Here is a 12,156-nt window from a genome sequence, read left to right on the forward strand (position 1 = left end):
GGCTCCGTAAGGAGCCTTTCTTATTTCCAACCTTTTATTTCTAAATAAGATTGTGATTTGAAATCAAAGTTTAAATTAACTTTATAAAGCTTATTATTAGGTTCTTCATAAAGAGGATCCTGAGTGTCGATGATAATGGCCAGGCGATGACCTGCTTCAATATCATAGGCCGTAGCAACTAATTCGATATTAATTCTCTCTTGTGGTGATTTACCAGTATATGCACCATGAGTTATTAGCTTTGCTATTCCTGTCGGTGATACATCGTAAATATAGGCGATGAGTTGATAAGGAGTAGAACTAACTTCTACATTTAGTTTTAAGCGCGGGATTCCTCTTAATTTAAGGCCTTCTTCGAAGCGATCAGTTTGATATCTTATACTATTTATTAAGTTATTTAATTTTGGATACTTTATCGTGGGCACTTCAAAGTGAGCGTCTAATATGGCCGAAAGGAATGGAACTCCTGTGCTGGCTCCTGTATCAAGTCCTGCCATAAAGCTATCGCTTTGAGCAGGTAAGAGATATGGAAAAGGCGAGAGGCCACCTCGAGTAATTCTTCTTGGATGAAGATAAAGTCTCTTTGGTACCTGATAATAAGATTGAATCTCTCTTTCTTTATAGACACTTGGTTGAACAACAATCTTTCCTAACTCAAAGTCTTTTGCAGTCTTGTCATTTTGTAACCAATACTTAAACCATGAACTCATTTTATCAAAGACATAATTTTGTAATCCAAAGAGGCCAGGCAGCTCTGCTGTTGCATGTGAGCCTTGGCTTAGGTCTAAGACCTTAGGTCCTCTTAGTTTGTGAAATGTTTTAATAAGGGCATTTGGCTGAAAAAGATTATCACTAAAGTTATTAGCAAAGTAGACAGGCTTTCTTAAAAGATTAATCATACCAAGGTTGTCATTGAGGCTTCGATTTTGAACCCACTTTTTAAAACCTTCTTCATTTCCTTCTAAAACTTCATCTAATAATTCTGGAATTCTTGGATCGAGATTTCCAAGTAGCTTTCCTGAGTTTACTAAGAACTTTGTCCAAAAGAGTCGAGGTGTATTTTGAGCGTAAAGTGACTCCTTTAAGTCAGTCCATGAGCTCATGGCAAAGGCCGTCTTGATACGATATTCCCTAGCTAGTCCCATTAGAGAGAGTCCTCCACCATAAGAGATTCCGGCCATACCAAAATTACTTCTTTGAGCTGGAGTTTCGTCTTCAAGCCAATCGATAATAGTCTTTAGATCTTTTAAATCATTTTCTCCGGCCACATTGATATATCCGCCAGAGCATCCCCAGCCACGTGTACTGTAACTAAAAACTTGAAAGCCTTCTTTGGCAAGGCGGATTGCTTGGGCCATGTACTCATGTTCTTCTATCGTCCAACTATTTGGAAAAATAATTGTTGGAAATGGACCTTGCTTATTCTTTGGTGTTAAGAGATTTCCGTGAAGTTCTATATTATCAAAAGTTGAAATGACGACATCTGGTTCATAAGTGTATTCTTTTGATTCTGGTAAATTTAAACTAAAACAAATATTTGCAAACGCAGATAATTGTAGAAGAAAAGTAATTAAAATATACTTTCTCATAATGTTTCCCTAAGATTTAATACAATTGAGTAATTATATATTCTTAGTGAACCATTATTAAAGTTTCTGGCAGCTTTTAAGTGAGGAAAATGTCTTACAATTCCTATCACTAGAGAAATACCTCAAAAAAGTCGTCTTTGGCCTTATTAAAGAGTGGAAAACGATTGTCTTTTGTTATTGATTGTCTGATATTTTTTATTACGCAGCTCGTCTCGCTACAATTCTTCGATGCTTTATTTATTACCTTGTTAAGGTAGTCCTTAACTGGAGTATGGCCACACGAGCTACTGCTTAGATATTCTTGCCCAAGATAAATATAGTCTCTTATAAAAGCATACTTCTTTGGTGATACTCTTTTGAGATTTATTGGATTTAGACGGTAGGCCGCAATACTTTCTGCTGCATCTTCGCCTGGATTTGTTTGGCCATATGTTGAAACCATTTCGTCACGATTATAGCGCCATCCCATTGGGTGATCGATCCAACCAGACATATCCCACCAAAATGAAGAATAATTAAGATTGTAGAAGTAGGCTAAGTTATGGCCAATTTCATGAAATAGGGTATATGCCTTTCCATCTTTATCGAGTTCACGATCCCAAGGGGTGTATAGTTCGATGGAAGCGTTTGCAAATATCATCCCAACATGGCCATAGCCGATGTCTTCTTTTATGTGACGAACAAGTCTTTTACTCTTCCATAATCTTGGAAAGTGAGATGGAATTAAGTTTATGCCTTTTAAGATAGCATTCATTTGTTTCAGGTTTAAAAGTGCTGCATCGTTATTTCGATATGGTGAAGTATTAAGGCCATACTTTTCAGAGAGATAAATGGTTTTATAAACCATTTCTTGTCCCTTGAATAATTCATTTAAAGCACAACGTATACTGTCGCAATTCTTTGCTGCTTTAATTAAATGAGAAAAGTCTTCATGTTTATCTAGTTTTTTTAAGACATAGCTTCTTGTTAAAGATCGAAATAGGCGAGATGAAGTCTCTGATTCATTTCTAAACTTAAAGCCATTAATCGCTACTTCTTTATTTCCTCGATGAAGAAAATTATTTGAAAATTTTGATATCTCAAGGAGGGTTGGCATCTCTTGTAAACATTTTGCAGAATTAACGCTACTAAAAGGAGCGGCATATTCTTGTAGAGCATAAGAATTAAATGTTAATAGCGTAAACATTAGAGTGGGGAAGATCTTTTTAAACATAGCTTCTTTATGTCAGATCGCAGAATTTTTCTCAATGAAAATGAACGCAGAAGAAGATTTTATACGCTCTAACTGGTTGCTATTGGCCAAGTGAGTGAATTCTAAGGCCCTTGGGAGTAAATAATATATAAGTACCTAAAATTTAAGAGCAAGCTTCCGATAAGTTGGCATTGGTTTTTATATGTTAATTTGTGTCGGTCCCGAAACGGGTCTGATTAAAAGGGAGTTTGTTATCAATAAAGAATCTACTATTAACAAAAATGTGTTTTTTTCCTCCGCATTTTTTATCCTCGTCATTACTGCGATTGGCTCAATATGGCCTACACAGTTAAGTGAGTTCTTTAAGGGAATTCAGGGCTGGCTGATTGCCAAGACTAGTTGGGTATATGTACTTGCAATGGGGGCAATGTTATTTACAGCAATCTGGCTAATGGTAAGTAGGTTAGGAGATATTAAATTAGGTCCTGACCATTCAGAACCGTCTTATACTAATATCTCGTGGTTTGCCATGCTCTTTTCTGCTGGGATGGGGATTGGACTTCTCTTCTTTGGAGTTGCTGAGCCGATTATGCACTTTTCATCTCCACCGGTTGGTGATCCACAGACTATAGAAAGTGCCAGAGAGGCCATGAAGATTACCTTCTTTCACTGGGGACTTCATGCTTGGGCAATGTATGCAATGTTAGCAGTTTGTCTCGCTTATTTTTGCTATCGAAAAGGTCTTCCGCTACTTCCAAGATCTGCATTCTTTCCAATCTTAGGAGATAAGATTCATGGCCCTTTAGGGGATATGGTAGATACGTTTGCAGTTATTGGAACGATGTTTGGTGTTGCTACTTCATTAGGTTTTGGGGTTGCACAAGTAAATGCAGGTCTTAGTTATCTGACAGGAATTCCTCAATCAGAAACAATTCAGGTTATTCTAATTGCTATAATTACTGGCTTTGCAACAATCTCGGTTGTTTTAGGGCTTGATGGTGGAATTAAGAAGTTATCAAATATCAACTTAGCTGTAGCGGCTATTCTCTTAGTCTCAGTAATGCTCTTAGGAGATACGGTACACCTTTTTCAACAATATGTTCAAAATAGTGGAGCCTACCTTTCTGATATTATCTATAAAACTTTTAATCTCTACGCTTATGATAAGAAAGAAGAGTGGATCGGTGGATGGACACTTCTATATTGGGGTTGGTGGATTTCATGGTCACCGTTTGTCGGGATGTTTATCGCTCGTATTTCAAGAGGTAGAACAATTCGCGAATTCTTAATTGGTGTTCTCTTTGTTCCTTCTGGGTTTACATTTCTTTGGATGACTGTCTTTGGAAACTCTGCAATTAGTATTGCTCTAAAAGATAAGTCTGGAGAGTTTGTTCAAGCAGTAAGTTCAAATGTACCAGTTGCACTTTTTAGATTTTTTGAATTCTTTCCAATGTCAGCAGCTCTTTCAGTTCTTGGTGTAATTCTTGTTATTACATTCTTTGTTAGTTCATCTGACTCGGGATCTCTTGTTATTGACACCCTTGCTTCTGGTGGAAGTCAGCATCCTCCTGTGTGGCAAAGAATCTTTTGGGCCGTGACAGAAGGTGTGGTTGCTGCCGTACTTTTACATTCTGGTGGTCTAGAGGCACTACAGACGATGACGATTGCTTCGGCCTTTCCTATGATCTTCTTGATTCTCTTGGCCGTCTATTGTCTAGTACGATCCCTACAAGATGATTATATGCTTAGAAATCAAGTAAGGAATCATAATAGCTCTATTCAATATGAACAGGCGAGTATGACGTGGCGAGAGCGACTTAATGCTCTCTTTAGGCATCCAAAATTTAAGGAAGCCGATAAGTTCTTAACAGAAGTAGTCGAGCCAGGACTCATTGAATTACAAGAAGAGTTTGTTAAAAATGGCCTGGATGCAAAAATTCGCCATGGAAAAGACGACTCAATTTCTTTAGTGATAGAAAAAGAAGGCTTTGATGATTTCAAATACGAAGTTTATTTAAGAACATTCCAAGTTCCAGAATATGCACCAGGTGATCAAGAAAAGTATTACCGTGCAGAAGTCTTCCTATTAAGTGGAGGCCAGGAATATGATGTCTTTGGTTACTCAAAAGAGCAAATTGTTGCGGATGCAGTAAACCAATACGAGAAGCATTATCAATTCCTACACTTAACTAATTCAGAACTCGTTTAGTTCTAATTACTTATATGGCATAAATCATGGGCACAGCTTTAGGCTGTGCCTTTTTATTTTTATGTCATTTCAGTACGATAGATAACACTTCGCTTTAAATTAAAGATTACAATAAAATTAACCGATAGAAATAGTGTGATATTGCGGTTTTGGAGCGTTTTGAATTATGACAAATGAATTTAAGTCCTTATTAAGAAATGTTGTTGGTGGAGTTACTCTGGCCAGCCTATTTTCTTATCTTACTTTCATTGCTCCTTCTTCAGATGAAAACAAAGATAATATTTCTCAAATTGATGAACAACAAGTTAAAAATCTTGAAGACCAAAATAACGAAAATGATATGTCCAACTCATCAGGGCGCGGAAATCGTGGCCTGGCAAATTTCTCAGATGAAATACAAACGAAGAGAGATAATCGAAAGGATCGATCAAGAACTAGTGTTGGGGCCAATACTTCAAGGCCCGCCCGTGAGGCTCGTGACCCTGCTTATAATTCAAGAGAAATTGAAGGCAGTAGTAATTCAGGAAACTTTTTTGATGGAAATAATTCTCAAGCAAGTACGCCTCCATTTGTTCCTTCGCCAGACTCACAGCCGTCACCAACACCGGAGTCAAAACCAAATTCTCCAAGTAATCCTAGCCCAAATAACCCTGGCTGTAAGCGTTGTGTAAGTCCTGGTCCGGATAGTCCTACGTCTCCAACTTTACCTCCTTCTATACCGAACCCTGGTTCGTCTGGACCGTCGTCTAATGATGTTGCAGTGACAGAAGTGACATGTTCGCATGATATGGCCGAGGGAAGTTATGCTACACCTATTAGTGTGACAATTAGTTGTAGTGAGTCCGCAACGATTTGGTATTGCTTAGATACTGGAGGAAGTTCTTGTACGCCTTCAATTCAATATACAGCTCCAATTAATCTACCTACAGATGGTGATTATGGAATCTCATACTATGCACAAGCATCAGCAAGTACAACAGATGTTGATGATTTACTTTATCGAATTGATACAACAAGTCCTGATCTAAGTGTATCTCATGATGTGATTTATGCTCAAACGACTCAAGTTCCATTACAGAATACGACTGCATCAACGGACTTTGGAATGCCTGACTATTACTATCATCAGATAAACTTTAAAAGCTTTGATCCGCTTACTGCGGCGACTCCTTGGACATGTAATGAGGTTTTAAATGATTATGCGACGGCAACACCGTCACCTCAAGTTATTCAAACGAACTTTTCAACTTCAGGTCTTGCTGTGACAGATCAAATTATACAAACTGTTGATATGCCAAATCTTGTTATTGGAGATAATCATATTGTGACAGTTTTAGAAGATCGTGTTCTTGGGGTGGTAAGCTGTCAGGTACAAAACGTAGTGGTCAAAGACTTCGCTATCGCTGACTTTACTGGCACTGGAGCAACTCCTGTGACAACAGGTGTTCGAAGAACACTTGGAAGTTTTGTTGGCTTTGGACACTTTCAGGCAGTACCTAATTCCGCTACTTCTGGTCAACTTTCAAATACCCAAGGAACAACTTCAAGTAAGCAAGGTCTCTACACTTTAACTCACTAAAAATCGCACATTTACAAGGCAGTATTCTTGAGAATCGGAAAAGTTAACCTTGTTAACTCATTGATATTTGTTTGCTAATTAAAGAGCGTTAAGATGTCGATAAGCCACTGTAACAACAGGGGATTATGTTGCACGTAAGTCGAAAATTGACATTTTTTTTAGCACTTTGTTTAAGCTTAGTATTTAGCTCAAACACTCTTGCGACAAAAATTGGTTACTCTGGTCGACTAGTTCAAGCAGATGGAACTCCAATTTCTGGAACACCTAATCTTCAATTTGATCTCTATTATTCGAACGATCTTGCAACTTCACTTGCAACCCAAACACTTAATTCAGTACCTCTTTCAAATGGGATCTACACTGTTGAGTTAGACTTTCCAAGTCTTGCAACCCTTATTGCAAATACACCTGTGAGCGAAACTCTTGTAATACAAGTTCGCGATACAACAAATACGATCACATTTGATTATCAAAATATTCTAGCAACACCTCTTGCAAGTTACGCTGTGACCGCTGAATCTATTGCAGATGCGGCCGTAACACCACAAAGTTTAGACTTTGTTGCTAGTTGTGCTGATAACCAAATATTAATTAAGAATGGATCTCAATTTGATTGTATAAATCAAACGGCAGCGCTTTCAATTGATTCAACTCTTGTAAATAATGCAGGAACAATTGGACAAGCAACTGTTGGCACGGCAGGAACTTATACTTCTGTTACAGTAGATACTTACGGGCGCGTAACAAGTGGTTCTAATCCGGCACCAAGTGTTGGCTCAAGTGAGATAACAGATGATTCAATTGTGGATGCCGATATTAATTCAGCGGCCAATATCTCATGGTCAAAAATTAATGCTCCAACAATTGATAAGACTTATGTAGGCCTGCCTAATGTTTTAAACGTTGCTCAAATCCCAGCATCAGATCTTGATAACTCGGGAACTCTTGATAGTGCAACACAGGTCCCAAGTGAGCTTGCTGTAAAAAGTTATGTTGATACGACAGCGCAAACAATTGCGGATGCAAAAGTAATTGATGATATGACTGGAACGCAAACAACGATTGCACCATCAGTTAATTCTGTAAAAAATTATGTAACGGCACAGACTGGGGCCATAACTTCTTCTCAATGGATAACAACAGGAAGTGATATTTATTACAATAGTGGAAGAGTAGGGATTGGAGTTATTGCTCCAAGCACAGCTTTTCATGTAAGTGATTCTAATTGGATTATCGCTTATTTTGAGGGTGATCATGCTACTGAATCATCTATTCATATCAATAACGTAAATAGTGTTGCCAATAATGGATGGGAACTAGGTCATCGCGTTTCCGATGGATCATTTAGAATATCTGAGCAGGGATTAACTCATCGAATGGCCATTCTTCCTGGTGGGAATATTGGTATTGGCACTTCAACTCCAACTGAAAAACTTGAAGTTGCAGGAAAGGTAAAGGGTACTGAATTATGTATTGGTACCGATTGCCGTGGTGCATGGCCAACTGGAAATGCTGGAACTGTGACATCAGTAACAGGAGGAACTGGATTAACTGGTGGAACAATTACATCATCAGGAACACTTGCAGTTGATGTGGGAACAACAAATGGCAAGATTGCTCAAGTTGGAGCGGGTGATAAAATTGCGGACTCAATTATAAACTATAATCCAGCACTTGATGTGGCCTTAACGGGTCTTGATACTTCAACCGCCTCGGCGGCCCTTGCAACAGACACTGTTCTTCAGGCCTTTGGGAAAATTCAGGCACAATTAAATTCTCATGCAACTGCGATAGCAGGAAATACTATTACAAACTCAGATGATGTAGCAGAAGGTGCTACAAATCTCTATTTTAATAATACGCGTGCACAAACTGCCGCTGTTGTTAATTCAACAGCAGGTAGTGAAACGACACAAGCAGCATCTGTGTCTTCAATGAAAACCTATGTGACTTCACAAGTTGGTGCAATTAATGAGTCCCAGTGGACGACGACTGGAAGTGATATTTATTATAATTCTGGAAGTGTTGGAGTTGGAGTTACTTCACCGGCCACGCAGCTTCATATTGGTAATCCTGCTGTCGTTGGTGGTTATGGTGCTTTAATGTTAGGGAATAATATCGCAGGTGAAAACCATCATATTGTTCATGATAATGATGGTAGCTTTAATATTTACTCTGGAGTTTTTGGAGCAGGAAGTAAGAGGTTTTCAATTGCTGCTGATACTACAGTAACTGCTAATGGTAACTTCTATGTTACAACTGGAAACGATATTTGTATTGATGGTGGAAATTGTCTCTCAACTGCAGGGACAGGTGCTGGAACTGTTACATCAATTACAGCAGGAACTGGTTTAACTGGTGGAACAATTACAACATCCGGTACAGTTGCTGTTGATGCAGGTACAGGTGCAGGACAAATTCCACAACTTGATGGAAGTGGACGCCTTCCAAGTTCAGTTGAGACAGATCCAAGTGTTGAGTCTTTTGCAAAGACAACTCTTCCAACTTGTGGCGCAGGACAAGTCTTATCTTCAGATGGGTCAAGTTTTTCTTGTGTCACTGATATAGACACAGATACAGATACTAACACAACATATACAGCTGGTAGTGGTTTAACACTTTCTGGAACAGAGTTCTCTATTGCTGCCCAGGCCATTACAGATACTCAACTGGCCGGCCTAGCAACAAGTTGTGCTAATGGTGAGGTCCTAAGAACAAATGGCCTAGGAAGTTTCTATTGTTATGATCCACTCGATTTAGCTAATAACTTTTATACAAGTTTTGGTATTGGAACAACTCCTGATGCATCAGCAGCTCTTGATGTGAGCTCAACTTCAAAAGGTTTCTTGCCACCGCGTATGACTTCAGTTCAGAGAAATGCTATTGCATCACCAGCAGAAGGTCTTGTGGTTTATGATACTGATATTCAAGGGATCTATGTCTATAAAGGAGGAGCTTGGAGGGCCGTAGGTGATAGTGTAACTGGAGCGGGAGATGCGGAAAGTTATGTAGAAGTCTCATTTTCAAGTGGTACACAAAGTGGAAGTGGAGTTATTAACTATACGAATGAAAGTATTGATGTAAATGGAGAATTTGATCTAAGTACTGATCGATTTACCCCAAAACAAGCTGGAAATTACTTAGTTATTATTCACACTGTTGCAAATGGAATGACAACTGGGGGGCACCATTATGCTTCAATTACAAAAAATGGAAGTGGAGTAATAGGCTCTTGGACAAGATCAACGAGTTCAAGTAATGCAGATAAAAACGCATCTGCTATTGTTTCCATGAATGGTTCTACTGACTATATTGAAGGACGTTACTCATTAAGTACAGGATCTGTTACGAATGGGACATTAAGAATTATAAAGCTTGGTGGTGCCGATAATATGGGGAATCACATCGCTTCAAAAAATCTCGATTTAGCAACAAATAAATTAGTTGGAAATGGTGGGGGAACAGGTCTTTCAATTGCAACTGACGGAGCCGTTACCATTGATAATGATATTTGTATTGATGGTGGAAATTGTCTTTCAAGTGTTCTTGCAAATGAAAGTGAGATTGTAACTTCAAATGGAGCTAATGAATTAGTTAGGCTTGATGGTTCTGGAAGAATTCCTGCTATGGATGCTTCTCAATTAACAGGCATGAGTACCACTCAGGTCAGTGAAGGAACAAATCTATACTTTACAGATACTAGAGCGCAGACAGCTTCGGTTGTTAATTCAACAGCAGGAAGTGAAACCACTCAAGCTGCCTCGGTAAGTGCAATGAAAAATTATGTAACAACTGAAATTGGTGGAGTTAATCAGTCTCAGTGGACGACAACTGGAAGTGATATTTACTATAATACTGGTAATGTTGGATTAGGAATAACAAACCCTGATGGACGATTAACTATCTCGTCTACAGATCAAAATTTAAACTTTGCCGCTGATAGAGACTTTCCCGGAACACTACAAATACATAATCCAACAACAGGAGTAGGGGTAGAAAATAATATTGTTTTTTCATCAAACTATACTGGTTCATCTACTGTTATTAATTCTTCTATTGCAAGTCTTCAGGAGACTACTGGTTCAAATGCAGATTACGGACAGGCTTCATTAATCTTTAGAACAAGTGGAAATACTGTTGCTTCATTAAATTCTGAAAGAATGCGAATTGATGGATCTGGTAATGTTGGTATTGGAACTAGCACGCCTACCCGAAAACTCTCTGTTGCAGGATCTTTAGGGTTAGAATTTACTGGAACTGAATATGGTTATTTAGGCTTACAAACAAGCGGACCTTACACAGGTTTAAAGCTAAAGTCTACTGCTGGAAATAGCTTGATTCTTGCTTCAGATGATGATGATACCAAATCACTATTTCTTGATACGTCAGGTAATGTTGGTATAGGAACGACAAGTCCAGGATCTACTCTTCATATTGCAAAAAATACAGGAGGAAGAGCTGCTATCATAGAGGACACTGGTGCAACATCGCTTACAGATTCAAATCCTTATCTGGAGTTTAAAGGTTTTAATACTAATATGGGTTATGTTGGATTTGGTTCAATTGGAACAGACGATATATATTTATTAAATCGCCTACCTAGTGGAAAAATCCAGTTTGGTACAAATGATCAGACTGGCCGAATGGTTATCGATGAAGCAGGAGAAGTTGGAATTGGAACAACATCTCCAAGTGCACCTCTGCATGTTAAAGGTGGAGCAGGTATTATGAAGCTTGAGGCAACACCTACAAGTGACCATGTTTATTTACAATTGTATGCAGATGGAGATAATCCGACGACTCGCTCTGGTTGGATTGGTTATGGTACTTCTGGGACAGATGTACTTTCAGTTACGAATGAACAAGGTGGACAACATATTTCTCTTGCTGGAACAGGATCTGGATACGTCGGTATCGGAAATAAAGCACCTTCAAATAAACTACATGTCACTGGAAATATCGGTGCCACAGGATGGGTTGGAGCAGGTTGTGAAGGCTCATGTTCAAGTGATGCATATGTAATTAATTACGCCGATGGAAGAATCAGGACTTATGCTGGTTCAGGTTCTGCTTGTAGTAAGGCAGGAGGGTCTGCAACATTCTCTTGTTCTTCAGATAGAAGGCTTAAGCACGATATTGAAGACTTTAATGATGGTATTGAAACAATCATGAAACTTCGTCCTCGTACTTATGTTTGGAATGCAGATCAAAGCGAAAAACTACATTATGGTTTCATTGCTCAGGAAGTTCAAGAAGCAATACCTCACGCTGTAACTGTTGATAAAGAAAGAGAAGACGGTGAATATTTAACTCTTAACCAAGGGGAGTTCACACCTTATATTATCAATGCCCTTCAGGATTTAAATAATATGATTGTGGCCAATAAAGAAAAGTATAATCTTATGAGTAATGGAATTGAATCTAAGGTTGATGAGAATTCTCGTGATATAGCATCACTCAAGGAAGAAAATGAGCAGATAAAGGCCGAAAACCAGATGCTTAAAGACTATCTTTGTTCAAAAGATCCGCAAGCTCCATTTTGCCAGTAAAAACTCTTACTCACAACCTATAAAAATATTACATTCTA

Annotated in this window: 5 protein-coding genes; 3 read left to right on the forward strand and 2 right to left on the reverse strand. The window is 38.5% G+C overall.

Annotation, left to right across the window (positions count from 1 at the left end):
* Positions 1 to 20: 20 nt before the first annotated feature.
* Together BALOs_RS04690 and BALOs_RS04695 are read right to left on the reverse strand one after the other, a co-directional pair.
* A complete protein-coding gene (locus BALOs_RS04690; RefSeq protein ID WP_115360983.1) occupies positions 21 to 1,589 on the reverse strand; it encodes a CocE/NonD family hydrolase in 1,569 nt (522 codons plus the stop codon).
* A 109-nt stretch (positions 1,590 to 1,698) separates the two neighbouring features.
* Entirely contained in the window at positions 1,699 to 2,802 is a 1,104-nt protein-coding gene (locus BALOs_RS04695) for a hypothetical protein (protein ID WP_115360981.1), read from the reverse strand.
* Positions 2,803 to 3,034: 232 nt separating this feature from the next.
* On the opposite strand from BALOs_RS04695, the gene BALOs_RS04700 reads away from it, so the two are divergent.
* The 3 genes from BALOs_RS04700 (at position 3,035) to BALOs_RS04710 (ending at position 12,118) form a co-directional block, all read left to right on the forward strand.
* A complete protein-coding gene (locus BALOs_RS04700; protein WP_115362279.1) occupies positions 3,035 to 4,990 on the forward strand; it encodes a BCCT family transporter in 1,956 nt (651 codons plus the stop codon).
* Positions 4,991 to 5,156: 166 nt separating this feature from the next.
* A complete protein-coding gene (locus BALOs_RS04705) occupies positions 5,157 to 6,569 on the forward strand; it encodes a chitobiase/beta-hexosaminidase C-terminal domain-containing protein (protein WP_115360979.1) in 1,413 nt (470 codons plus the stop codon).
* A 146-nt stretch (positions 6,570 to 6,715) separates the two neighbouring features.
* Positions 6,716 to 12,118 carry a tail fiber domain-containing protein gene (locus tag BALOs_RS04710; protein WP_158536834.1) on the forward strand — a complete coding sequence of 1,801 codons (5,403 nt, stop codon included), beginning with the start codon at positions 6,716 to 6,718 and terminating at the stop codon, positions 12,116 to 12,118.
* The last annotated feature ends 38 nt before the right edge of the window (positions 12,119 to 12,156 follow it).

The sequence above is a fragment of the Halobacteriovorax sp. BALOs_7 genome, assembly GCF_003612895.1.
Taxonomy (GTDB): Bacteria; Bdellovibrionota; Bacteriovoracia; order Bacteriovoracales; family Bacteriovoracaceae; genus Halobacteriovorax_A; species Halobacteriovorax_A vibrionivorans.

Bases quoted from the DNA above. Each gene is read 5' to 3' on its own strand.
- BALOs_RS04690 (WP_115360983.1), bottom strand. From the start codon at position 1,589: ATGAGAAAGTATATTTTAATTACTTTTCTTCTACAATTATCTGCGTTT.
- BALOs_RS04695 (WP_115360981.1), bottom strand. From the start codon at position 2,802: ATGTTTAAAAAGATCTTCCCCACTCTAATGTTTACGCTATTAACATTT.
- BALOs_RS04705 (WP_115360979.1), top strand. From the start codon at position 5,157: ATGACAAATGAATTTAAGTCCTTATTAAGAAATGTTGTTGGTGGAGTT.